The 24,875-nt window shown below is 42.1% G+C and carries 17 protein-coding genes; 6 read left to right on the plus strand and 11 right to left on the minus strand.

The window, feature by feature from the left end:
• The 3 genes from B2V92_RS22870 to B2V92_RS22880 form a co-directional block, all read right to left on the minus strand.
• Window positions 1-890: DUF4097 family beta strand repeat-containing protein (locus B2V92_RS22870; RefSeq protein WP_293312469.1), on the minus strand; the 890-nt coding region annotated here is incomplete at its 3' end.
• A 20-nt stretch (window positions 891-910) separates the two neighbouring features.
• Window positions 911-1,687, minus strand: a complete 777-nt coding sequence (locus tag B2V92_RS22875) for a HEAT repeat domain-containing protein (protein ID WP_293312471.1) — start codon at window positions 1,685-1,687, stop codon at window positions 911-913.
• The gene (locus B2V92_RS22880) at window positions 1,680-2,240 is read right to left on the minus strand and encodes an RNA polymerase sigma factor (protein ID WP_293312473.1); all 561 of its coding nucleotides are present in this window, start codon (window positions 2,238-2,240) and stop codon (window positions 1,680-1,682) included. The genes B2V92_RS22875 and B2V92_RS22880 overlap by 8 nt, the downstream gene beginning before the upstream one ends.
• A 324-nt stretch (window positions 2,241-2,564) precedes the next feature.
• Here B2V92_RS22880 and B2V92_RS22885 point away from each other — a divergent pair, with 324 nt between their 5' ends.
• The 5 genes from B2V92_RS22885 to B2V92_RS22905 all read left to right on the plus strand — a co-directional run bounded on the left by B2V92_RS22885 (window position 2,565) and on the right by B2V92_RS22905 (window position 7,437).
• Window positions 2,565-4,046, plus strand: coding sequence for a PAS domain-containing sensor histidine kinase (locus B2V92_RS22885; protein WP_293312475.1), 1,482 nt, complete (start codon window positions 2,565-2,567; stop codon window positions 4,044-4,046).
• A gap of 108 nt (window positions 4,047-4,154) precedes the next feature.
• Entirely contained in the window at window positions 4,155-5,015 is an 861-nt protein-coding gene (gene bla, locus B2V92_RS22890; protein ID WP_293312477.1) for a subclass B3 metallo-beta-lactamase, read from the plus strand.
• A 460-nt stretch (window positions 5,016-5,475) separates the two neighbouring features.
• Window positions 5,476-6,045: an outer membrane beta-barrel protein gene (locus B2V92_RS22895; protein ID WP_293312478.1), complete on the plus strand. Its 570-nt coding sequence runs from the start codon at window positions 5,476-5,478 to the stop codon at window positions 6,043-6,045.
• A 2-nt stretch (window positions 6,046-6,047) separates the two neighbouring features.
• Complete coding sequence (locus B2V92_RS22900; RefSeq protein ID WP_293312479.1) at window positions 6,048-6,755, plus strand: AcvB/VirJ family lysyl-phosphatidylglycerol hydrolase; 708 nt, start codon at window positions 6,048-6,050, stop codon at window positions 6,753-6,755.
• Window positions 6,756-6,762: 7 nt separating this feature from the next.
• Window positions 6,763-7,437, plus strand: coding sequence for an AcvB/VirJ family lysyl-phosphatidylglycerol hydrolase (locus B2V92_RS22905; RefSeq protein ID WP_293312481.1), 675 nt, complete (start codon window positions 6,763-6,765; stop codon window positions 7,435-7,437).
• 2 nt (window positions 7,438-7,439) lie between these two features.
• Here the strand turns inward: B2V92_RS22905 and B2V92_RS22910 are convergent, their stop codons facing one another.
• Window positions 7,440-10,028 carry a phosphatidylglycerol lysyltransferase domain-containing protein gene (locus B2V92_RS22910; protein ID WP_293312482.1) on the minus strand — a complete coding sequence of 863 codons (2,589 nt, stop codon included), beginning with the start codon at window positions 10,026-10,028 and terminating at the stop codon, window positions 7,440-7,442.
• 204 nt (window positions 10,029-10,232) lie between these two features.
• On the opposite strand from B2V92_RS22910, the gene B2V92_RS22915 reads away from it, so the two are divergent.
• Window positions 10,233-11,363, plus strand: coding sequence for a BamA/TamA family outer membrane protein (locus tag B2V92_RS22915; protein WP_293312484.1), 1,131 nt, complete (start codon window positions 10,233-10,235; stop codon window positions 11,361-11,363).
• A gap of 62 nt (window positions 11,364-11,425) precedes the next feature.
• On the opposite strand, the gene B2V92_RS22920 is transcribed toward B2V92_RS22915, so the two are convergent.
• The 7 genes from B2V92_RS22920 to B2V92_RS22950 all read right to left on the minus strand — a co-directional run bounded on the left by B2V92_RS22920 (window position 11,426) and on the right by B2V92_RS22950 (window position 24,874).
• Window positions 11,426-12,490 carry a DUF5013 domain-containing protein gene (locus tag B2V92_RS22920; RefSeq protein WP_293312486.1) on the minus strand — a complete coding sequence of 355 codons (1,065 nt, stop codon included), beginning with the start codon at window positions 12,488-12,490 and terminating at the stop codon, window positions 11,426-11,428.
• A gap of 15 nt (window positions 12,491-12,505) precedes the next feature.
• Window positions 12,506-14,296 carry a RagB/SusD family nutrient uptake outer membrane protein gene (locus tag B2V92_RS22925; RefSeq protein ID WP_293312488.1) on the minus strand — a complete coding sequence of 597 codons (1,791 nt, stop codon included), beginning with the start codon at window positions 14,294-14,296 and terminating at the stop codon, window positions 12,506-12,508.
• Window positions 14,297-14,334: 38 nt separating this feature from the next.
• Window positions 14,335-17,502: a SusC/RagA family TonB-linked outer membrane protein gene (locus B2V92_RS22930; protein WP_293312490.1), complete on the minus strand. Its 3,168-nt coding sequence runs from the start codon at window positions 17,500-17,502 to the stop codon at window positions 14,335-14,337.
• A 125-nt stretch (window positions 17,503-17,627) separates the two neighbouring features.
• Window positions 17,628-18,506, minus strand: coding sequence for a PorP/SprF family type IX secretion system membrane protein (locus B2V92_RS22935; RefSeq protein ID WP_293312492.1), 879 nt, complete (start codon window positions 18,504-18,506; stop codon window positions 17,628-17,630).
• A 2-nt stretch (window positions 18,507-18,508) separates the two neighbouring features.
• Complete coding sequence (locus B2V92_RS22940; protein WP_293312494.1) at window positions 18,509-21,475, minus strand: gliding motility-associated C-terminal domain-containing protein; 2,967 nt, start codon at window positions 21,473-21,475, stop codon at window positions 18,509-18,511.
• A 191-nt stretch (window positions 21,476-21,666) separates the two neighbouring features.
• Window positions 21,667-23,106, minus strand: coding sequence for a sulfatase family protein (locus B2V92_RS22945; protein ID WP_293312496.1), 1,440 nt, complete (start codon window positions 23,104-23,106; stop codon window positions 21,667-21,669).
• 13 nt (window positions 23,107-23,119) lie between these two features.
• Window positions 23,120-24,874 (minus strand): right-handed parallel beta-helix repeat-containing protein, encoded by a 1,755-nt coding sequence (locus B2V92_RS22950; RefSeq protein ID WP_293312498.1) that lies wholly within the window; start codon window positions 24,872-24,874, stop codon window positions 23,120-23,122.
• Between the last annotated feature and the right edge of the window lies 1 nt (window position 24,875).

Here is a 24,875-nt window from a genome sequence, read left to right on the forward strand (position 1 = left end):
ACATTTTTATAGTTCGATTTTAAGATCAGATCGGCACCGCCACCATTAATCTTACCTTTGATATTCTCGGAGTTACGGCTACTGCCACCATACTCAAAAACAGAGCCTTCGCCATTTATGGTAGTTAAGCTCGATAAAGCCTGTCCGCGCACAGTAGCTACCTGACCGCCGCCATTCGAACTTCCGCCGCTACTCAAAGCTGTAAATCCGTTACGCTCCTGTTTTTCCGATTTATCGATGGCTATTTTTAAACCTTCTGCGGCATAAAGTTTTCCATAACTTGTAGCCAGTTCTACATTTGCTTTTGCACTGGCCGGCAACGAAACATCTACGTAACCATATACAGAAACAATAGAAACAGGGCCTTTAATGCTTTCGGTAAAAATAGCATCTACCGAACCATAAAGCGTTTTAACGTTCATAGGGCCGCTGTTGTTCTCCAATTTGATTTTGTTGTAACTGGTAGAAACCTCTATTTCGTTTTTAAGGTTTTTTAAAATAATCTCATTCTGGTAAACATTGCTTTTATTTACGAAAGATATTTTAATGTTCTGGGGAACTTTTATGGTTAAAATACCTTTTATATCCCTGTTTACTGCATTTACATTTATTTCTTCACCTTTTGTAGAAACATCTATTCCCAAACCGGTATTATCGGTAAAACCTGATCCACTGATGGCACGCAGACCTTTTGCACGTTCATCAACCTCTTCTTTTTCTGATGCAGGCATCGAAAATACAATCTCGTTACCACTATAACCCTCTACTATTGCCCCCGATATATTCAGGTTGAGCTGCCCCGAGCTCTTGCTTAATTTGTATTCTTTCTGTGCCGATGCCGATACGGTGATGGCTAGCAGGGAAAAAAGAACGATAAATTGCTTTTTCATAACTCTTGTTGTTTACTGTTTTATAATTTGTCTTGATTTAATAATACACTATATGCTTCATCGCGTACGGCTGCAAAAGTTTCGGGATTATTGGCCAGCGCATAAAGTTTATCTCCGATTTCTACGTTTTTCATTTTACCCAAAAAGCTAACCAGGCCCAGTTGCACCATCGGATCGTCCTGTTTGTTCAGCGAGTTAACCAGTAACGATGAGGCATATTTATCGGCACTGTACTTTTGCAATACACCCAAAGCCGCCAAACGCACGTTCGTATTGCCATCATGGTTGAGTGTTTTCGATAACATATCGAGTGTTTTGTTGTTCATCCGGTTTGTTTTCTCAATTTTTAATATCGCCAGCAACCTTACACTTGCCGAAGTGCTATCTTTTAACTCCCGGTATATACTACTTTCGCTTTTAACCGGCCCAACCTGTTCCTTAATCGTTACCGCTTGTACCACTACCTGTTTTACGGTTTCTTTCGTTTTCGCTATATCCTGTTGGATTAAAACACTATTATCTTTGCTGGTATCTTTAGGTTGTACAATCGCTGTGCGATCACTTTTCGGTGCAACAACCGTCTGTTGATTTAAAAACATCCAGGCAGCTCCTGCAACCAGTACAATTGATGCCGCAGCAGCCCATTTACGCCATGCGAACAATTTCAGGGTTTTAACCTCTGGCTGCGCTGCCTCAACCTGCATTTTTTTAAAGCGGCCCATATCAAATGCCGGGGCTTCGAGATGATCGAATTCTTCCCGGTGCTGTTCCACAAAATCCTTTATCTGATCATTCATAATAACATTTGTCTTTAAGTGATAGTAAAACACGTTTTTTTGCCCTGTGGTACTGTGTGCGTACCGTACTTGCCGATACCCCCAGCATCACTGCAATTTCCTCATGCGTCATTTTTTCAAATACATACAGGTTTAAAATCGTTTTATAACCTGACGAAAGTTCTTCGATACTCTTTTTCACATCCTCTACCCTGCAATCGAAAATATCCATATCATCACCATTGCTGCCTACCTCATCTTCCACATCCATTTCGCCGAGATCTGAAAAAACTATTTTCCGCTTTCTAAGGTGCGAAATAGAACGGTTTATGGCCATCCTCCTTACCCAGGCTTCGATACTGAGCACACCTTTTAATTTGCTTACATCGCTAAAAACAGTGCAGAAAGTATCCTGTAAAATATCTTCTGCCTCACCCGTATGGCTGATCATCCGGCTGATCGAATTATAAACTTTCCGGGCATAACGGTTGTACAAGCCCGTATAGCCGGCATCCTTGCCCTCGAGGCAGAGTACAATTAATTCCTGATCTGTGATCTGTTCAGCAGTGCGCAATGTTGAGCTTTTAATTTATCTGTTTAATACGTTTCTATTCTCTAGTCGCAGCATGTACAATAGTGTTGCATCCTTTTTTAAAAAAAATAAAAAATAATGTAAATCTAATCAATCGTTGGGGTTAAAAATGGTGTTTAAACCCATCTGAAATCAATTAGAAAAACATTCAGCATAGCTGTGCTGTTAAACCTATTAAGCTAATAAGCATTCGTTTTGGGAGTAAACCGCGATTTAAAAGGAAAAAAATTATGGAGTGCCCTGAGTTTTTTTGAAAACCGGCTTTTAAAACTAATTTAGTGTCGATTTTAATGTCGTGCCGATCATATGAGCAATATACCTGAAGATAACCAAGCGAGCAAAAAAGCAATTACCGCCAACGAAGAACGTTTTAGGGCACTTGTAACCGCTACATCCGACATTGTATATATTATGAGTGCTGATTGGCGCGAAATGAAGCAATTGGATGGCAGGGATTTTTTAGTGGATACCAATGAACCACTGGCCGACTGGATTCCTAAATACATCCACGCCTTCGATCAGGATAAAGTAAGAACAGCCATTGAGGAAGCCCGCAGGGAAACCAAGATTTTTCAGTTGGAACACCGTGTGCTTAGGGCCGATGGAACCATTGGCTGGACGCTTTCGCGTGCGGTACCGATATTGGACGAACAGGGAAATGTACGCGAATGGTTTGGTGCTGCAAGCGATATTACCGAAGCAAAACGGGCCGAAGAAGCACTTAAACAGGCAAAAGAGATTACCGAACAGCAAAAAAGGGTTTACGAAACCATTACCAATAATACACCCGATTTAATGTATGTTTTCGGCCTTGATTATAATTTCATCTATGCAAATGAGGCATTGTTAACCATGTGGGGCAAAAGCTGGGAAAATGCTATAGGGAAAAGCCTTTTAGAAAACGGTTACGAACCCTGGCACGCCGAAATGCACGAAAGGGAAATAGACCATGTATGTGCCACTAAAAAATCGATCCGTGGTGAAGTTTCTTTTCCGCATGCGGTACTGGGCAAACGTATATACGATTATATCCTTAGCCCGGTAATTAATGAAGCCGGCGATGTGGAAGCTGTTGCTGGCACCACACGCGATATTACCGACATTAAACAGAACGAGCAGCGGAAAAACGATTTTATCGGTATGGTAAGCCACGAACTTAAAACACCGCTTACCTCGCTAAGTGCCTACCTGCAGTTGATGGAGAAAAACAATCCGGCGCAACAGGATGCAATGACCAAAAAAATATTGGAACAGTCTGTTAAGCAAACCCGCCGCATGACGAATATGATCAACGGTTTTTTAAACCTGGCGAGACTGGAATCGGGCAAAATGTTTATCGAAAGCGCTCCATTCGAGCTTCATACTTTTTTAGAGGAGATTGCTGAGGAAACACACATGCTCTATTCGCAGCATCGTTTTGTTTTTCCGGAAACCGGATCTGTAACTGTTAACGGCGATACGGGAAAACTTGCCCAGGTAGTAAATAACCTGATTGGTAATGCTGTAAAATATTCCAATCTGGGTAGTTTAATTACTATTTCTGCGGCAGTTGAGGTTGACGAACTCAAAATAAGTGTTACCGATCAGGGTACTGGTATTCCGCAGGAAGAAATTTCGAGTCTGTTTAACCGTTTTTACCGCGGACAGAACAATAACCTCATTGCTGGGTTCGGCATCGGACTTTATGTTTGCCGCGAAATTATTGAAGGCCATGGCGGTAAAATATGGGTAGATAGCAGTGCGGGTAATGGCAGTACATTTTCGTTTACGTTCCCGATATCTAAATAGGAAAGAAAATTGGTTAACATTCGAATAATTCCCCTGGTGTGCGGCATTACTACGCCATAATTTTTCTAATTTTAATGCGTTATTAAACCCTATCATCATCCTATACCTATGAAAATCAATTTTATTTTTTTCCTCCTTCTTTTTCCGCTTTTTGTATTTTCCCAAAATGTGTACGAGCCTACCGATACCCCGAAAGAATGGTCGGCGGCTTATGCCTCATTCCGCATTGCAGGCAATATTTATTATGTAGGCACCTACGATCTGGCCTGTTATCTCATTACCACACCAAAAGGGAATATACTGATCAATACAGGTCTGGCTTCATCAGCTGCACAGATTGAAAAAAATGTGGCAAGCCTGGGGTTTAAATTCAATGACATTAAAATACTGCTTACCACACAGGCCCACTACGACCATTTAGGCGCTATGGCAGAGATTAAAAAGCTTACCGGAGCAAAAATGATGGTGGATGAAAAAGATGCCCAGGTAATGAAAGACGGTGGCCGTACCGATTACGCTCTTGGTGGCAAAGAAAGCAGTTATACGCCCATTGTGGCAGACCGTTTGTTAAAAGATAAAGACCTGATCCAGTTGGGAGGTACCAGTATTACCATGCTCCACCATCCCGGACATACCAAAGGATCGTGCAGTTTTTTACTTAAAACCAAAGATGAAAAACGGAGCTATACTGTGCTTATTGCCAATATGCCGAGCATTGTTACCGAGAAAAAATTCTCCGAAATACCAGCCTACCCAACCATCAGTAAAGATTATGCCAACAGCTTTAGATCGCTTAAAAAGCTTTCTTTTGATATCTGGTTATCCTCGCACGCAAGCCAGTTTAACCTTCACGAAAAACATAAACCAGGTGATGCCTATAATCCTGCTGCTTTTTTTGACCGCAAAGGATATGATGAAACATTGAAAGAGCTCGAAGCTGTTTATCTTAAAAAGGTAGCAGCAGAGTAATTTCTGATAGCAGATTCAACAAAATGGTAGTCTTGACGAATCACTCCTTTCTGTCATTCTGAACGCAGTGAAGAACCTTTTTATAAATTAGTTCTTCTTTAAAAATCTGCTGTAAAGCCAAAGATTCTTCGTTGCACTCAGAATGACAGGTTATAATAAAAAGTAGCGTCATCTCTACCAAAATGCGACCTGTAACGATTTTACATCGGTGGTGGAGCAGAGAGATCTATACTGCTTAAAAGACCCTGAAATAAATTCAGGGTGACGGCGCGCCGGAGGGTGACATTGTGCTGGAGCCTGGTTCCCGACTTCGCTGCACGCGATAGCTATCGGGGCCATTAGAAATAACAGCAGGAGTAATTTTGACGGTATTAAGCTTAGTTATCTTCTGTTAAAATTACCTAAAGCATTTTATTCAGAAAAAGCTTTTTATTATGTTTACAGTCATATCCCCATATAAATGACGATCAAAAAACTACTTATTGGCAATTTATTGCTCCTTCTACCCTTTCTTGCATCAGCCCAGGAGAAAACCAGCAGCGGAACTTTTTCGGTTTCACCGGCTTTCGAACTGTTAAGATCTACCCACAGCAACCTTTTTTACGCCCCATCCATAAAGGCAAACTACCTTTTCGCCAATGGCCTGGAGCCTGGCATCGGGATCGAATATTCTACCACCCCTATCCACCACGATAATGGTTATGTACTGTATAAACTAAAGTTTTTACCTGTTTACGGTAACTTAAAATACAATTTCAAAACCACCAGAAAGATCAGGCCCTATGTAGAAACCTCATTGGGAATCTCTTTTAACAAATACGACATTGCCGAAGACCCTACGCCAGATATTAAAAGCAAGGTTAGCGAAGAGGGTTTTTATGTTTATACCGGTTTTGGTGCCAAATACAGCATTACCCCAAAATTAAACACCTTTTTGGCGGTTGGCTTAAAAGGATATAAAATGAGTACAAACGACCTGGATATCAATCCGCATGGGCTTTCCTTTATGCTTGGTTTTACATTTTTATAAACATGAAAAAGGCAGTTTTTTTCCTTTTGTTAAGCATTGTTTTCAGCAGCTGCGCACTGTTTAAAAGAGCACGCGTGCACGAAAACAATGCCATTAAAGGTAACGAATTTAACCTGCCTATATTCCTGTATCCGGCGAAAGACCCACAGGCTAAGAAACTGCTCATTTTCCTTTCAGGAGATGGTGGCTGGATTAAATTTGAAGACGATCTTTCTCTTAAATTTGCCGAAAACGGTTTTCATACTATAGGTATTAACTCAAGGGATTATTTTTGGGAGCAAAAAACACCTGAACAGACCGAAAAAGATATTGTACAGCTGATCCGTAAATATGCACTAAAATACAAAACCCGCGAGGTTTACCTCTGCGGTTATTCTTTTGGGGCCGATGTGCTCCCTTTTATTTATAGCCGGCTGCCTTTCCGTGCAAAAAGGCATGTAAGGGCATTACAGATGCTTTCTCCTTATGCCACCACCTCATTTAAAGTACACTTTGGTGATCTGGCAAACCTTTCAGGCGATAATTACCCTTATAAGGTTGATCTCGAAATCAACAAAATAGCCATCCCTATTTATTGTTTTTATGGCATTGAGGAAGAAGATAAACCTTTAAAAAAGGTGAAACAAAAAAACCTGTTGATCGATAGTATCCCCGGGAACCACCATTATCAAACCATTGCATACGATAAAATCGTATCAGTATTGAAATAAGCATAAAATGATTGATAAAATTTTCCTTTTCTGTACCCTGATATGCTGTTCACTTTTTACACTTGGACAGGATATTTCAAAATTACCTTTAACCATAAAGGCAAAACCGGCAGCCAAAAGCATCATCTTTTACCTGAGCGGTGATGGTGGTATGAACAGTTTTTCGCAGAACCTGATCCAGTCTTTAAATGATAAAAATTATGCAGTGGTTGCATTAGACAGTAAAAAATACTTTTGGGAACAAAAAACACCTGATAAACTGGCGCAGGATCTAAATGCCGTAATTGAATCGTACCTAAAAAACTGGGATAAAGAAGAATTTTCGATTTTAGGTTATTCTTTCGGAGCAGATGCTGCTTTATTTTTAACACCAAGGCTGGCCAAAGATCTTCAACAAAAATTAAGATCAACCATACTGTTATCGCCTTCGAGTTCGACAGATTTTGTGATCCATTTAACTGATATGATGGGCTTGGGCAGTAAAAATGCAAAATACAAGGTATTGCCCGAAATCAACAAAATAGGGAGTAAACTGCTATTTATTTTTGGTGAAGGTGAAGACAGCGATTTGCAAAAAGCAATTCCCGATAAGAAAAACATCACAAAAACACTGATCCCCGGCTCACACAAATTTGATAACGACATTAAAAAAGTAGTGGCTACCATCCAAACAGAACTTTAAACTTAACTGCCTTCCGAAATACGTTTCAATGCATTAGGAACCTGCAATAAGTGGTAATGGTGGCTATAAATCAGGTATTTTTTGTTCCACGAAGGATAGAATTTTTCCTTATACTTTCTTAAACCTTTAAACTGCGCAAATGCTTTTAAATTATCATAAGCATATTTAATCGTTTTTTGCGTAAAATCTTCTCCGTTTATCCCCGATAAAGGTGCCAAACCCATATTTACGCTTTTAAAACCTTCTTCTTTCAGGTACAGGAACGTTTTGGCCAGTAACATATCCAGCACTCCGTTCGGCGCATCGGTTTCTTTCCTGATCAGATCGTAAGTGGCTTCACCCGGTGCATAATCGGGCACAAGGTTTAAAAAAGCATATATTTTTTCTTCTGCGTCTTCGATAGTTAAAATCGTTTGGTGTTTTAAGATGGTTTTATCAAATACCCCCTGTGTAAAGGCTACTTCTTTTTGATCGAGATCCCTTAACCAGTTATCAGAAACGGTTTGAAGTTTTTGTAAAAGTCCTTCCTTTTGCTGTCCTTCGTACACCCTAAAAATAAATCCTTCGCCGCTCAAACGGTTTATGGCACTTCTGGTCGTCTTCATTTTTCCACCATCAATGGTAAAAGTTGTGAGATCCAGAACCGCTTCTTCTCCGATCGGGATGTGTTTTTTACCGATCGATCTGTATAAATCCAACGATTGGTGGGGCACCCTGTAATAGGCCGCAATAAAACCAGTATCCTTACACCGTTCTTCAAACTTTTTGATCATGGCGATCTTTTCTTCATCACTATCAGCAACAGGATCTTCCAATACCAGTGCAAAGTGCCTGGTGATCTTAAAACTGATAAATGCAGTTCTGTCCTCATTAAAATAGATAAACTTATCAGGATAGGTTTTGAAGTAATCGAGTGCCGAATTTCCTTTTTCCTTTAACAAAATATCAGCATCGGCAAAATCTTCGGCACTGTTATAGGGTTTGAAAAAATAAGGTTTAAGCAAACTGAAAATGATAAAAAGGATTACCAAACCACTTGCGGCGTAAATAGACTGTTCGAAATGGTTACCGAATTTGGTAAGCGGGTGCAGGGCTTTATCGTCTATAAAGAAAATCACCTTTAAAACAGCCATTACCGAATCCACAAACTTAAATTCGACCCCAAAATGGCGCTTTTCCATAAAGTAGAAACCCAGTACACCGTAGGCAAATACTGCTGCAATGGCATACAAAAATACCCAATAACTCACCCTTATAAATTTGGGATGCGGCTTTAACTTGTAATTGTCGCGGGTATAAAATAAAGATGCCCCTGCAATCAATGCCAAGGTGGCTTCCTCATAATCTGCTGCCTTTAAAAGGTGCCCAAGGATTGAAAATAATGTTAATGAAATGGCCACATACCAGGCGCGCCTCGATCCCTGCAATAAAAAGATACTCACCATTACCAGAATCAACCCGAAAATAAGCACCAGTGCATTACTGGTTACAATAAGATCTTCGGGCAGAATATTCCTTACCAACCGGAGCAGTGTAGGGATAGATGGCGTAATGGCTGAAATGATATTTACCACACCCAGTATTAAAATGATAAAGGCCGGCAGCACGCGAAGGACAATGCTATCTTTTTTAAGGATAAAACTGACAATGCCTGCAATTAAAGGTAGCCAGAATTCAAAAAACCTGAACATGAGGGTAATAGTTGCCGCAGCAATAAGCGGAAAACCAAACTGCCCCAAAATAAAGGTGAGCGATACTTCTATGGTGCCCAGCCCCCTTAAAAACGGAGAGGCAATTAACAGGATTACCATTACAATATAACCAACAATTGCCGCCGGTACACTGGCTTCGAAACCAAGTGCCAGCATACAGATGTATAAGTGGAGGATACCGATAAACTCAATGGCAATAGAAACCAAAAGGGTTAACCAGAAATGTTTGCGGCTGATCTGCTCTTCGATCATATCGTCGAAAACAGTAGCCAACGATGGTCGTATTTTTGAAATATACTGATAGGCCCAGCCTTTTTTTGAAATGGAGTAAATGGTAACAAACAAAAATGCGGTTAACAGTAACAGAAATATAAAACTGATAATTTCTACCTGCCCCAGCTTGGTTGATAACAGCGCAATGCCCAATACCGGAATGGCCACTACTACAACCGAAAGAATACCACAAAATGCAAATAAGGTAGATGAAAGGTGTATTTTGGATTTGGAAATGCCTTTTTCCTCTATTTCCCTTGTAAAAAATATCAGCGAAGAAAAACCTCCGGCAGGCAGGAAAACACTGATCAGATTACGCTTTAAAAAGAGTTTTATGGCGTTGCCCAGCGAAACATGAACATTAAGGGCTTTAAAACTGTGTACATACATCTGCCCCTGTGCCAGAATATAAACACCGGTAAGTAAAATACCCAGAACAACATAAAGCGGTACGGCGGTATCGAGTTGTTTGGTAATCTGTATTACTTCAACATGCTGGTTCCGGATAAAGAAAACAGCCATGCCCAGCATAAAAACAGCAAGAAAAAACTGCCAAAAAAACTTATTGTATACCAGGTTGGATAGAAAGGATTTCGCTTTGTACATAAAAATATAGCATTTTACCTTTCCATAAAGAATAGGCGAAACACCTGTTGTAGAGATGATCAATAATTAGTTCAATCTAAAAATAGGAACATTTTAATGAATTAAAAGTTTATGTTAATAAAAATAAATTCCAGATTTCAATAAATAAGTCTTTCCTGATCTACAGCAGGTTAAAATCATGAAATAATTTACTTTATTTGCGCCATGAAAAAGATGCTGCTGTTGGCGATGTGTTTGCTTACCATATTCCAGTGTTCGGCCCAGATTAAACTGATAAAGAAACTCTTATCAAACGAGAAAGATACCACCAGGAAATCGAGTTTTATGCCCATTCCGGTGCTTGGCTATACACAGGAAACCGGTTTCCAGTTTGGAACAGGTGCATTGTTTTCTTTTTATGCCGACCGTAAGGATACCACCAACCGGAGTTCCAATTTTTCGGGAACAGCCTCCTATTCTACCAAAAAGACTTACAATTTCAGCATTTTGGGCGATGCCTGGAGCAAAGGCAATATTTACCATGCCATTGCCGAAATCCGTTTCAGAAAAATGCCTTTTAATTTTTACGGTATAGGCAACCGCACCAGAAAGGCTGATGAAGATAAACTGCAGCAGCAGGATTTTAAGATTAAACTCGATCTGGAAAGAACATTTATCAAAAACTTTTATTCGGGTGTTTCTCTTGGATACGAAAATTATGTTTTTGATGACCGATCGCCCGACAAGGTTTTTACCCAACGACCCGAAATACAGGGGAAACGCGGCGGAAAAGCAATCTTTCTGGGCCTTTCGCAAAGTTACGATACCCGTAATTCGAACAATTATCCTACAAAGGGATTTTTCGGAAGGTTAACCTATCAATATGCGCCCGACTTTTTTGGCGGCACAAACTTTACCGGGAGCCAATTTGGTGCCAATGTGCGCAATTTCTGGGACCTGGGCGGAAAGTTTGTACTGGGTGCACAGGGCATTTACCAGGGTTTACAAAGCGACCATACCCCTTTTTACATTCTGCCGCAACTGGGAAATGATGAAATGATGCGTGGTTATTATTCGGGCAGGTACCGCGACCGGAATTTGGTGGCCATACAGAGCGAACTGCGTTACCGCCTTAACAACCGTTTTGGTGCGGTAGTATTTGCAGGTGCGGGAACGGTTTGGGGCCGTACCACATTTGCACTGAATAACTTTAAACCAGATTTGGGTGCAGGCTTAAGGTACTTTTTCGATCCGGCAAAAGGCTTGAGCGTAAGGATGGATTATGGTATAGGCACAAAAGTAAAAAGTGAAGAACGGCAGAACGGTTTCTATATCAGCCTTGGAGAGGCATTTTAAATTATGTTATAAATTAAAAAACTGGTCCCGGATTTTCCGGGAACCAGTGCCAAACCTAAACCTTACTCAAAAAGGTTCTCTATTTTATACATTTTGATGTTAGCAGCCTGTATAATTTTTTGTGTTCCCTGATCAATATTGATCAAAAAGCCTATCGAGACCTGTTTCGATGCTGTTAATTTAAAATCAACCGTCAGGATTTTATTGTTGTAATCGTTGGTAATGCCTTTTTGTACCAGTACACCTGCAATTCCGCTGGCATCAGGAATGGTTGCCCCTTCGCTTACCACAAAATAAGAATCTTTATCCGCAGCCACTTTTTTCATATCCACATCAATGGTATAATTGCCGGCAGGGAGGGTAAAAGTCTGATAAATTTTCCCGTTGATGATCGGGCTATCGCCACCGGTCCATCGCTCTATTCCCAGATATCCCACATTCTGATCGTAACCTGCACCGGTAGGGCGTGAGTTTTTCATCGCATCGTTGGTAATCCAATCCGCAAGGTTTACAAAACGGTCGGTTGTTCCCGGCTGCCTGGCAAAAATGGAATTCTTGAAATAGGCATCGGTAATATTGGTTTTAAGCGTTCCAAATTCTGCCGTATTCATCAAAACATAGGCAGATTGCGCCATGGTATTAATACTGTATTTACTTGTTTTGAGCAATTTTACTTTTACTGCAACCGGCCGTCCACCATGTGCATCTATAGCTGCCTTGGTAATGTTGATATAAAAAGCACCTTGTGGTTTACCTGCCGGAACATTTACCGATGTAATGGGATCTTTTGTACCTGCCGAAGCAGATAAAAAACATTCGGATGCCGTTAGCTGATCGTAACCTGATGGAACATCGTTAAAATCAAGCTGTACATCGGCACTAAAACCTTCATTGTTTTCGAGGCCCGAAAGTGCGAGGCCAAATGCCCTCCGCACCAATAAATTCGGTTTATCAACCACAACATTATCGGTTTTAAGCAGTAACTGCCCGCTGGTTACCTGCACCAGCGAAACTTTTTGTTCCAAGGCCCCGAGCTGCTCCAAAGTATCAACTTTACAGGCGCTAAAAGCTGTTATAGCGAATATGGTGAGCGCAATTTTTGCGCTGTTAAAATATTTTTTCATCATCAATCTGCATTTAATTTACCATCCAGGATTTTGCACACACTGTTTGTTCCGCACAATATCTGATTGTGGGATAGGCCATAAATAGTAGGATTTAAGGAAAACCCTTTTTTCGATAACCGTTCTTTTATAAAACTCTAAATCGGTAAGGCTTTTGCCTGCATCAACGTTCATTCCTATTAAAGGGGCGCCATCCGTTTGCTCGGCTATCTTCCATCTTCTGGTATCCCATGCCCTAAAGCCTTCAAAAGCCAGTTCAACCCTTCTTTCATCACGGATAGCCTCACGGAAAGCATTTTGCGAAGCCTTTTTATCGGCAGTAAGGGCCGGAATCCCTGCCCGTTCACGGATTTTATCAATGTAAACCGCTGCCTGTTCGCGGTTGGTCTGGTTATCGGCTGCTTCGTTCAAGGCTTCTGCATAGTTTAAATAAATCTCTCCCAAACGGATCAGTACCAAAGAACGTAATGCACCTGTCCATTCTACCAGGTTAGAATTCGGGCTGATGTTCTTGCTGGTTAAATAACCTGTTGCCGAATGATCGTGGGAGCCCTGCTTACCGCTATTACCTGTAAAAAACAGCTCTACGGTTTGTGCGGGCTTACCATCCTGTTTATAAATCCAATCGGCACCATTGTACATAATGGAAACATAAAAACGCGGTTCGCGGTTAACATACATGTTAAAGGTGTTGGCTTTGGTATATTTTCCGGGAGCGGTATTAAAACCTACCTCACTGTACTGGGAACCGGTTTCGTTTATTTTCTTCCCGTTGATCATAAAATAAGAATCGATCATCTGCTGCGATATGCCTACACCGTTCCAGCCGTTTACAAAACGTGGTGCACAGTGGCGTTCCCAACCTACATCGGCACCTGATGAGGCCATCTGCGGACGCGCATAAATTACTTCCTGGTTCCAGCGGTCTAAAAACAGATCGCGGTAGGAAATAAAAGGATCAAACACCGATTGGCCGTCAGGAATCTTTTTATACAATCCGGCAGGCATTTTATCAATCAGTGCTTTGGCAGCATCGGCTGCCTTTTGCCATTTGGAAGCATCGTAAGTACTGTTTGTTAAAGCTGTTCCATCCAGGTTCTTAAATCCTGCATAATCAGCATTCCCGTTAAACAATGGACTGGCGGATAATAAAAGTGCACGCGATTTGAAACCCATAATGGTTAATTTATCGATACGGCCCTTATCATTGGCACTGATAAAACGCTCCGGTAAATCCGGACTGTTAAGTACGGCATCGAACTCGCTGATGATAAAATTCATGCATTCGTCGAAAGGCCTGCGTGGCATCTGCAGTTCTTCGTTACTGGCATTTACATCGGTGGTTTGGAGCGGAAGGATAACTACCGGCCCATACTGGCGCACCAAAAAGAAATAATAAATTGCCCTTAGTGCCCTTGCTTCCTGTTTCCAGCTTTTTCTCATTTCGATAGATAGTGTAGGATCGTCACATTCATCAACACGGTTGATAAAAATAGATGCAGAGCGGATGCCTTTATAAAAAGCGCCCCATTTATCGTAATACCCGCTTGAAGGATTCCAGTTTCCATTATTCATCTGCCCTGCCCATGATGCCGCCCAGATAAAATCGCCTTCATCGGTAATACCAAGCGTATTGTAATTGTTCTGCATTGAAAGGATATCGGGAATAAAGGAATACACACTGCTCAGGTAAGCCTGTGTTTGCACCCGCGATTTAAAAACCTCATCAATGGTAAGCATATCATCCGGCTGTTTGTCCAGAAATTTCTTACATGAGGATAATGCCAGCATGCTTAAAAGGATAAGCATGAGATATTTTGTTTTTGCTAAAGCCATTTTCATGATCATTAAAAATTAATGTTTGCACCTAGGATAAATGTTTTTTGTAAGGGATAAGATGCCCCGTTTCCGTTACCGAGTTCAGGATCCCAAAATTTGAAGCTGCTAAAGGTGTAAAGGTTCATACCCGAAGCGTATACCCTAAAAGTGGAAATCTTAACCTTTTCTGTCCATTTTTTTGGCAAACTGTAACCAATTTCCGCAGTTTTTAGCCTTAGGTAATCTGCTTTTCGCTGCCACCAGGTAGAATTGCGGTAATTATTTGGGTTAGAACCCGAACTCAGGCGCGGAAAAAGCACATCCTGGCTCTGGTTGGTCGGCGACCATCTATCGGTAGCATAATAAGTAACATTACCCTGTGTTTCGCCCCTCGTAAACGGAAAAAAACCATCGCCTCCGAGCATAAAATTCATATTTCCGGCACCCTGGAAAAATATGGATACATCAAAACCCTTGTAGGCAACCGAAGTACCAAAACCGTAAACAATCTCCGGCACATCAGAATTGCCAATGGCCACATCATCGTAGGTATCGATCACACCATCGCCGTTAATGTCTCTATATTTGATATCGCCAACACGTACCGCCCCAAATGTTTGCCGCGGCGAACTGTTGATTTCTTCCTGCGAAGTAAATAATCCTTCTGCAATTAACCCAAATGGCTGACCTAAACGTTTTCCTTTTGCATTCTGATAAGTGTACACATAATCTGGTTCATCATTATCCAACAGGTTATTGCGCGCAAAAGTATAATTACCCCGAACGGCCACATTTACCTCTCCTATATTTTTAGAATATTCGAGCGTGGCATCAATACCGTGGTTTTTAAACTCACCAATATTGCCCCATGGCCTTTGGTTTAAACCTGCCGTTTGCGGGATTGAATTACGCTGTAGAAAAATGCCTTTACGGTGGCGGTTGAAGAAATCGGCCTGCAGGTTAAATCCTTTTAAGAAACGGAGTTCGAACCCGAGGTTAATTTCCCTTTCTTTTTCCCAGGTTAAATCGGCTCCCCATTCGTTTTCGCCCACGCTGCCCCAGTTCACATTTACATCCTGCCCTAACACATAAGCGCCATAACCTCCGCCAACCGTTGTTAAATAGGCAAAACGGCGTGCACCAAGATTATCATTTCCTTTTAAACCGATAGATGCCCTGAATTTCAAGAAACTCACATAATCCTGATTGATGAGTTTTTTGAAGAAGGATTCTTCTGAAGCAATCCAGCTTACTCCTGCCGAAGGGAACAGACCAAACCTGTGCCCTGCTGCAAAGTTTTCGGAACCGTTATAACCCGCATTGGCCTCTACAAAATACCTCGATTTATAACCGTATGTAGCCCTGCTCACCAACCCCATAAAGCGGAAAGGTAAAGCAGCCATCGCATTTCCGGCATCACCGTTCTGATAATCCTGTTGGTTGTAGGCAATCATTCCGGAAACGGTATGGTCTCCAAACTGGCGATTATAATCCAACTGACCAACAAAGTAAATACGCCTGTTACCTCCTGCCGATTTGGTATACGATAAATCTTTTGATCCGGTATAGGTTTTCTGCAGCACCAGTTTCCCGGTAAGCGGATCTCTTCCCGGTGGAACAATTGTCCAGCTATCACCGCTCCTTAAACGTTGTACATTGTTATACGAATAAGCATCGTAAGAAAATTTGACCGACGATTTTAAGCCTTTAACCAGTTTATTTGCATCGTATTTTAAGGTAATATCGGTTTGTAAAGTATTTGCCCATTGGTTGGTATAGCCCCTATCTACCAGGTATTGGTAAGGGTTAAAGTTGCCCGAACCGCCACTGTTAAGGTAAATTACCTTCCGTGGATCATCGGGATCGGGAGCAGTTGGGGCGTATTTCGCAGGTGTAGCCAGCATCATGTTGTACCAGATACCACCGGTATTGCCATCACCCGGATAATTGTTAAGCATTAAATAGCCCCCCAAACCAAGGCTTAATTCCATATCATTGCGCAGCTGAAGATCGATATTAGACCTAAAGTTGATCCTTTGCAGTTTGCTCTGCGAATTATAGGTTTTAAGGGCATCGGTACTCCAGATACCCGACTCATCATAATAACTACCCGAAACATAATACTTTGCCTTTTCCGACCCACCGCTTACATTCATCGTGGCCCTTTGGTTATTTGAAAAATCTTTCATCATCAATCCCATCCAATCTACATTGGGGTATAAGAGCGGATCAGCACCAGAACGGTATTTTTCTATAATTTCGGGTGTATAAGGGGTAACATAACTGGGGTTAGTTGCCAGGTTGGCTTCGTTAAGCAAGGTTAAATAAGTAGGTGCATCCACAAATTTCGGCTTCGATGTGGCCTTTAACCTGCCCTGCTCATACTTAAAGTTAACAGCAGGCTTGGCCATTTTACCTCTCCGGGTAGTAATGAGGATTACCCCATTGGCCCCACGGATACCATAAATTGCGGTTGCGGTAGCATCCTTTAACACCGAGAAATTATCTACGTCTTCCGGTTCTACGTTGTTCATGGCTCTCTCTACTCCATCTACCAATACCAATGGCTCTCTACCGGCACCAAAAGTACTAATGCCCCGGATCCAGAACTGCGCATCGTCTTTGCCCGGCTCACCACTTCTTTGTACCGAAATTACCCCCGCAACCTTACCGGCAAGGGTATTGGTTAATGAACGCCCAGCGGCCACTTTTAAATCGGCTACTTTTACGGTAGAAACGGCGCCCACAAGCGTACTCTTCTTCTGTGTACCAAAACCCACAACCACCACATCATCCATGGTATTGCCAGCTTCTTTTAACACAATATCGATGGTGTTTTTTCCATCAAGTTCTACTTCCCGGGTTTCGTAACCTACAAAAGAAAATACCAAGGTACCTTTGGCCATTTCGAGTTTCAGTGAATAACTTCCATCGGCATCGGTAACCGTACCGGTTTTAGTACCTTTTAGCTTAACACTCACACCTGGCAGTCCTCCTCCTTTTTCGTCGGTAATTTTCCCTTTAATTACCTCTATAAATAAGTTACCTGTTGTTTTAAACCGGTTTTTTGCAGTTGCTGGTCCATTGGGTGCGAGAAACAGGCACAAGAAAAGAAAACACAGGATTTTGAGGGCAGAAAACTGCCCATACGGTTTATACTTAGCCCTAAGATCAGCCCGTAAATTAAGAATCATCATTTGGAATATTTGGTTATATATGGTTAGTTTATTTGCCCGTTTGATGGAGGCAATTTTATTGTTAAAAAGTCTGTTTTAACTATCGCTCCGTAACAAAAAAGCGTCTTTTTGTAACAACGGGTGCATTATTGGCCCTTTTTGGCAAATTGATAGCTCAAAAAAACCTCGTGCGTGGCACCAATAGATGTAGACTGGCCATCAGGGCTGGTTTCGTAAGCATAGCCTGCCTTAAAATGGCTGTTTATTTTAAAGCCACCGTAAAATGCCGGACCATAGCTAAAGCGGTACAGACCGCCCGCCCAGAAATTCTGCTTAAAATACAGGGTGAGCATGGTTTGGGTTCTGCCCTGAAATTCGCTTTTGTTCCTGTAGATCAACTGTGGTACTATTTCGGCGAAACCGGTATTGATTTTATATGCGGCAGAAAATAAAAACACCTGCCCTTTCTGCTGCCCGAAGTTGACATTATCCCGATCCGATCGGAAAAGCGAAGGAAGAGCAACACCAAGATTTAAACTTTTGTAATTATAGTTTAGTCCAAAATCGCCTTCAAAACCACTCCTGTTATTTTCGGCACTGCCAATTGTAGGATCATCCGGATTGGATACATTCAGGTTTCCGGTGCTGATGCCCTGTCTTGATGCACCTGCAGAAACGCCAAAACTCAACCTGGAGTGATCGTTTAAAGGCAAATGGTAAGCAAAGGTTAAAAGGCCGGCTGTATTATTGATCAACCCTTGCCTATCGCTGTAAAATCTGCCTCCAATGGCGATATTCTTTTTCAGGGGCAATTCGGCGGTAACGAAGGCCGAAGTAACAGCACGGTCTGAACCTGCCCACTGCATACGCGAAACAGCGGTAACCTGTCCCTGATTTTCTGCACCTGCAAAAGCAGGATTGTACATAAAAGGATGGTTATAGTAATGATTGTATGAGGTAGCCTGTTGCGAAAAGCTTTTTAAACCAAGCGAAGCCAACACTAAAACGGCCAATAAATGTTTCATAATTATCTGATTAGCGTAATACTTCCACTTTTGATTACTTTACCCTTTTCGGCGATTGAGTAGAAATAAAGTCCGGTTGGCGCAGGCGATCCGTTAATGGTTCCATCCCATTTTTCGAAAGCTTCTGAACTTAAAACCTGTTGTCCCTGCCGGTTTACCACGGTTACCCTGAGTTTTGAATAGTAACCGATATTCTCAATTTCCCAATAGTCATTTTTGCCGTCGCCGTTTGGGCTGAGCAGGTTCCGTGGGTTTAATGGCGGTTTTTCGGCATCTTCTGTTACTGTTTTATCTTCTACCGAAATGCTGATCTTCTGCGAAACCGACGAAACATTATCTTCCCCAATGGCTTTGGCTGTAACCTGGTAAATCCCTTTGGTTACTTTGGTCCAATTAAAAATGTAGGGCGTTTTTGTAAGTTCGGTCAGTTTGCTGCTGCCTTGGTAAAACTCTACTTTGGCAATTTTAACATTGCTGTTGATGGTGGCTTCCAGTGGAATATCGGCACCTGGCTTAAATTTTGCGTTTGCGGTTGGACTGGTTACAAAAACAGAAATGGCTGTTGGCTGTGCCGACCGGATAAAAATTCCCTTGCGCAGTTTGGTAAACTGTTTCAAATTGGCCGAATCGAGCAAGGTGGTTAATCCCTGATCGATTACCTCATTGCTATCCAGCACAATATTCTTAAGGTTTTTAAGAAAAACAACGGCCTGTTGGTTAATGCCATACTGGGCACCCGTTCCATTGGCCATGCTTAGTCCAGTTCTGTAAAATTTGTTTTCTTTAATTTTTACATTGCTGGCAGACGAAACCACCATATTTACGCCCAAAATGTCTTCAAAAGTGTTCTTTTCGATCAGAATATCGTCGAATACACCTGCCGGCGAGAGGTCGTATCCCGCACCATCGGCAATGGATATCGATCCGGCCTGGTTGCTCCATGGTGCTGGGTTGAAATAACCTGTAGAACGGATGGTGTTGTTCCGGATAATGAGTTTATAAATACTGGATGCCCCGGGCGCAATTTCGGTGTTTACGGTAACACCGCTATGCCCGGTATCGAAAATATTGTTCTCAATCAAACCATGCCCTGCTTTAACGAGTACCCGGCCAGAACTACGGAAATTATTATTACGGAGGATAAAGTTTTCGCACCTGCGGTTAGGAGAATATAACCTGGCACCTGCTGCCCATGGTGAAACACGGTCTAAAGTTACATTTGATCCGGATTTGGCGGTTACCACGGCAAAATCAGAAACCAAAGAGGTACGCAGCGAATCGCCCACCTGCAAAGTGCTTCGCGAAAGGGTAAGTATATTTCCGGATACGGCATTTACCACATATTCGCCATCCCAGGTTACACTCCACGAATCGTCGCCGGCATCCTTAACTTCAGAGTTTTCTACTGTAGGGCCAACGCGGGTAAGCGTATGCTGAATGGCATCCCATGAGGAAGAAAGCAAACGTTCTTGTGTGGCGCCGGCAGGCAATGGACCTGGTACAACCTTACAGCCATCCAATATGGTGCCGCCCTCGCCTCCTACTTCAAATATGCCAAAACCGGGGGCAGAAAGCACCGATACATTTTGCAGTTTAATACCACCCCGGTTATTGCCCAGGGCTACAGCATGGGGAATCCCATCATCATTGCCCGTACTTAAACTGGCCATATCGCCAACTACGGCAACCCCTGGTAAAGCAGGTTGTGATACCCTGACAACAGAATCGCTGATAATCGCAGCTGTTGATCCCCAGAGGAATACATTGCCCTTTTTTCTGAAACGGGTGGCATGATCAACAATATCGATGCGGCTGTATGCTTTAACGGCATAACCTTTATGGATTTTAATATCAACATAACCCGATCCGGTGGCAATAATATCACCCTGAGTAAATGTTAGGGGGTTATAATCGATTTTTAATCCCTGGATGGTTACATTTTTTGAATCGGATAAAGAAAGCGCCCGTGTTTTTTTACCGCATACCATGGTTACCCCGTCAGCAATTATTTTTAAATTATTTACGCTGTTGATCGAAATAAATTCGGCCTCCTGCACGGTACCGGTGTAGGTACCAGGCGGAATGGTTACTTCGGCCACATGATCATCAATTGCTGTTTGGATAATTTCCCTTAACCTGGCAATAGAAAAAGGTGGTGTTGGCGGTGTATTATCCGGACAAAGTACATTAATATCGGCCTTGGTTAAAGCCCTGTTGTAAAAACGCATATCGGCTATAGCCATTTTCTCCATATAGGTACCAATTTCTGGTGCGTATTGTAAAGCCGTATTAATGGCAAAATCAGCATCGTTGCTTACAGGATTCAGGCTCAGTTTTTTACCGTTTACATAAAGTTTCATTCCTGTTTTTCTGTCGCCGATACCATCATAAACCAGGGCAATATGCAACCATTGGCCCTGCGGGTGGTCGGTATTGTTAAGCTCTGCCACGCTTCTGTTCTTCCAGCCGTTACCGGCGGTATTTACAGCGTTTTCAAATTCGATTTTATGGCCTTTCAGGTCTATTTCGAATCTTCCTCCTGGCTGGTTGTCGTTTCCATAGGCAAATAAAATCCGGCCTGCGTTATCATCTGCACCTGGATCTATTTTTACCCATGCGCAAAATGTTCTGGCTGTACTGCCCGATGTGCCCAACCAGGTGTTACCACTGGTATTGGATAAAATAACGCCACCATCCCTTCCTGCGGGAAAATAAACAGCATTTTGTGCAGCACCGTTAATGGTTACCGCATTCCACTGAAAATTGTTTCCAAAAGCCTGCTGTGCGCCTGCTTTAATGGCCGTAATGTGCCTGTTATTGCCCGAATAATCTTTTAAATAAGTATCGCCGGGCTGATAATCAAACTTGTACCAGGCATTAATACCAGAGGTAACATCCTGGGCACGGATAGGCAATAAGAATCCCATTAACCCTGTAAACAGGATTAACCTCATGTAAATAAATCTCATAATTTTAAATTTTGGTTAGTTTATGCTAAATGGTTCCGTTGTAAAAACCGGTTTAAACGCGGACTATTTTTGGTTTGCTTTTCCAGCCGCGGTATTTCCAGCAGCCGTAATAAAATAGAAACAGGTTTTCTATCGGATAAAAAATGGAGTAGATTTTCTTCATCATTGAATATTTTGGTTGATAAAATGGTTTATTGTTGTTTTATTTCTTCGAGTTTAAGCGCCAATTCCTTCAAGATTTCAGGCTGGGCGGTATTCAGATTTTTGCTTTCGGAAGGGTCATTTTTAAGGTTGTAAAGCTGCTTGCCTTCTTCTATATACTTCCAGTTTTTATAAATAAGAGATAAACTGTTGTTCATGGCATGCTCTACCAAACTTTCGCGTCCGGAATGAGCTTTGCCTGTTAACACAGAGAGCAGGTTAAAACTATCGGGAGCATCCTGTTTTCTTAATTTCTGATCCGATAATCGGGCAAAAGAGGCAAATAAATCAAGCTGACTGATGAGTGATGAAGATAAACCGGTTTTTACATAACCGGGCCAATGCACAATAAAGGGAACCCGTGTTCCACCTTCGTAAACACTGTATTTACCACCTCTGAAGGGGCCAGCGGCCGAATGACCAATTGCTTTTGAAACAGCTTCATCTTCGTAACCGTCGGCTAAAGCAGGGCCATTATCACTGCTAAAAACAATCATGGTGTTCTCCAATAACCCTTTAGCTTTTAAGTGGGCTACCAGTTCGCCAATTGTAAAATCGAGCTGTAAAATGGCATCCCCCCTAAGCCCCATAGTACTTTTCCCTATAAATTTGGCATTTGGTGAACGTGGTACATGTATATCATGTGTAGCGAAATACAGGAAGAAAGGCTGTTTCTGATGTTGATCGATAAAATTAATGGCTTTGTTTGTAAGGGTTGCTGCAATGTCGCCATCTCTCCACCTGGCATTTTTACCACCCTTCATAAACCCGATGCGGCTAATACCGTCAACTATGGTGTTATTGTGCTGGGCATCAGCCTTTATTTTTAGCATTTCGGGATTTTCGTAACCCGTTGGGTCATTTCCAACCTTATTGTGGTAGTTTACTTTGATCGGATCATTCGGATCTGCGCCAACCACTCGGTGGTTTTCTACAAAAACACAGGGAACACGATCGGCCGTTGCCGGAATAATAAAGCTATAATCAAACCCTATTTCCAAAGGTCCGGGTGCTAGTTCATTGTTCCAGTCGGGCCCGTTTTTATCGCCCAAACCCAAATGCCATTTTCCTACAACCGCAGTTTTATAGCCGACATTTTTAAGCATGCCCGGCAGGGTTAAGGTTTTTGTACCGATAATTAAAGGTGCATCGCCATCTGCAATTCCTGTTCCTTTTTGTCGCCAGGCATATTTTCCCGTCAGCATCGAAAAACGCGAAGGTGTACAGGTGGATGATGTTGCATGTGCATTGGTAAACCGCAGTCCTTTTTTTGCCAGCGCATCAATATTTGGGGTACTGATTTTTTTGGCTCCGTAACAGCTCAGGTCGCCATAGCCCAGATCATCGGCATAAATGATAATAATATTGGGTTTCCTACCTTGCGCTGCAACGCTAAAAGTGTAAAAGCAGCATAGGGTAGTTATCATCATGCAAATAAAATGTCTATTTTTTAACATGATCAGCGGTTTTAAAGTCATCATCCCCATCAACCGTTACATTCGAGCAGTTTTCGATTACAAAAGCTTTTGCATCCGGCAGGTTTTTGATATAACTATTGCTTTTTTCTATTTTATTGTCCTTAAAAACCAATCCATCAACACAATAGACATTAATAATACGCGGATCGAAAATTTTAAAGGTATTGTTGGTGATGCTAATATTTTTATGGTAGCGGCTTTTTGCCCTTACATTTTTCATAATGCCCGATCCCACCTGGATACAGGCATTGCCCCACACACCATAGTTGCAGTTATCGAACGTATTGTTGCGGATGGTTACACCATTTACGCCCGATTGTTCGAACCAGAAACTCGCATCGCCCTCAAATAAAACCGCAGCTCCCGGCACATGGAAAATATTGTTTTCAACCAGGGTTTTACCACGTGAGTTTAACAAAATCCCCCTGGCACGGTTACCACGGATAACGCAGTTTCGGATTAAAACCTCCGGATAATTGTTTGCCGCGGCAATTACATCACCGGGTTTTGTTTGGGAAGAAATAGGTTCTTTAAAAACAACCCTCGTAAACTCTTTATTGATCTTTTCGCTGCTCTTTACCGAATTTTGGGCAAAGGTTACGATGCTGGCCGCATCGGCAAATTCGACCTCAAGACCCGGTTTTAAATATTCGAAACCGAACTGGTGCTTGTGGATCAGTTCTACTTCGATTTCGTAGGGTGAAATAACTCTGGTGATTTTGCTATAAATGCCATGAATATTGGTGGCATCATCTTTCTGGTTTTCGAAAAGGCAGTTTTCGATCACGATTTTACCCGAGCAGTTCGAAAAATGGGTCGCATCTGCAGTAATGCTCACCACCCGTCCGCTTCCAGGAGATGGGGTAACCCTTACATGGTTGATGAAAATATCCCGGCTGTTCTGTGCCACAATCCCCATACCGCCACAATGAAAAATATCAATGTCGTTAAACCTGATGCCGGCACTATTGGAAATGTTAAAGGCGGGCACCAAACGGAATGCAGATGCAAAAACCATCACATTACCTGGTGTACCTTTCACTTCGGGCAACAAAAGTTTAACAATACCCGGCTTGAGTTCTTTTACGGGAACATTTGCGCCTACCCAAAAATCGTTGGCCATAAAAGCCGTTTCTCTTTTTATGGGATCAAATTCCAGGAGATCGCTCCAGGGATAAACCGTACCCGTGCTGTCAGTAAAAATTAAAGTCTGATGATCCAGTTTATAGGGAAATTTCTTACTGAACTGAACCGTCATCCCAGCTTTATCCACACTTAAAATTTTTGCCTCGCTATGGAAAGTACGTACGTAATCAATAGCGAAATTTTTAAAGGAAATGTTTTTGCTATCCTGCAATAAAAACGGACTCACAAATCCGCTAAGGATAAACTGAGATCCCTGTCCATCTATTTCAAGGTTTTCGATTCCGGTAAGGTCGAAAACAAACCGTTTTAAACCTTCGTCGTTATTGCTCATAAAAACGTATTTTTCTACAGCCAGATCGCGTTTAAACCGGTAAACTGCTTTCGGGAAAATTAGCTTCTCAGCTTTTATCTCCCTGCAGTAAGCCAGCGCTGCCCGTACCATGGGCGTAGCATCATCCGGCCGTTGGTATTTGGCAAAATCAGCTGCATTTACTATCCTGTCATCAGCATTGGCCAGTAAAACCATTATACAACAGGCCAGTGTGGTCCATAATTTCTTCAAAAGTAAGTTCATC

It is taken from the genome of Pedobacter sp. UBA5917, from assembly GCF_002432345.1.
Taxonomy (GTDB): domain Bacteria; phylum Bacteroidota; class Bacteroidia; order Sphingobacteriales; family Sphingobacteriaceae; genus Pedobacter.

Bases quoted from the DNA above. Each gene is read 5' to 3' on its own strand.
- B2V92_RS22950 (WP_293312498.1), bottom strand. From the start codon at position 24,874: ATGAACTTACTTTTGAAGAAATTATGGACCACACTGGCCTGTTGTATA.
- B2V92_RS22885 (WP_293312475.1), top strand. From the start codon at position 2,565: ATGAGCAATATACCTGAAGATAACCAAGCGAGCAAAAAAGCAATTACC.
- B2V92_RS22925 (WP_293312488.1), bottom strand. From the start codon at position 14,296: ATGCTTATCCTTTTAAGCATGCTGGCATTATCCTCATGTAAGAAATTT.
- B2V92_RS22900 (WP_293312479.1), top strand. From the start codon at position 6,048: ATGAAAAAGGCAGTTTTTTTCCTTTTGTTAAGCATTGTTTTCAGCAGC.
- B2V92_RS22935 (WP_293312492.1), bottom strand. From the start codon at position 18,506: ATGAAACATTTATTGGCCGTTTTAGTGTTGGCTTCGCTTGGTTTAAAA.
- B2V92_RS22920 (WP_293312486.1), bottom strand. From the start codon at position 12,490: ATGATGAAAAAATATTTTAACAGCGCAAAAATTGCGCTCACCATATTC.
- B2V92_RS22940 (WP_293312494.1), bottom strand. From the start codon at position 21,475: ATGAGATTTATTTACATGAGGTTAATCCTGTTTACAGGGTTAATGGGA.
- B2V92_RS22875 (WP_293312471.1), bottom strand. From the start codon at position 1,687: ATGAATGATCAGATAAAGGATTTTGTGGAACAGCACCGGGAAGAATTC.
- B2V92_RS22895 (WP_293312478.1), top strand. From the start codon at position 5,476: ATGACGATCAAAAAACTACTTATTGGCAATTTATTGCTCCTTCTACCC.
- B2V92_RS22930 (WP_293312490.1), bottom strand. From the start codon at position 17,502: ATGATGATTCTTAATTTACGGGCTGATCTTAGGGCTAAGTATAAACCG.
- bla (WP_293312477.1), top strand. From the start codon at position 4,155: ATGAAAATCAATTTTATTTTTTTCCTCCTTCTTTTTCCGCTTTTTGTA.
- B2V92_RS22945 (WP_293312496.1), bottom strand. From the start codon at position 23,106: ATGATGATAACTACCCTATGCTGCTTTTACACTTTTAGCGTTGCAGCG.
- B2V92_RS22915 (WP_293312484.1), top strand. From the start codon at position 10,233: ATGAAAAAGATGCTGCTGTTGGCGATGTGTTTGCTTACCATATTCCAG.
- B2V92_RS22910 (WP_293312482.1), bottom strand. From the start codon at position 10,028: ATGTACAAAGCGAAATCCTTTCTATCCAACCTGGTATACAATAAGTTT.
- B2V92_RS22905 (WP_293312481.1), top strand. From the start codon at position 6,763: ATGATTGATAAAATTTTCCTTTTCTGTACCCTGATATGCTGTTCACTT.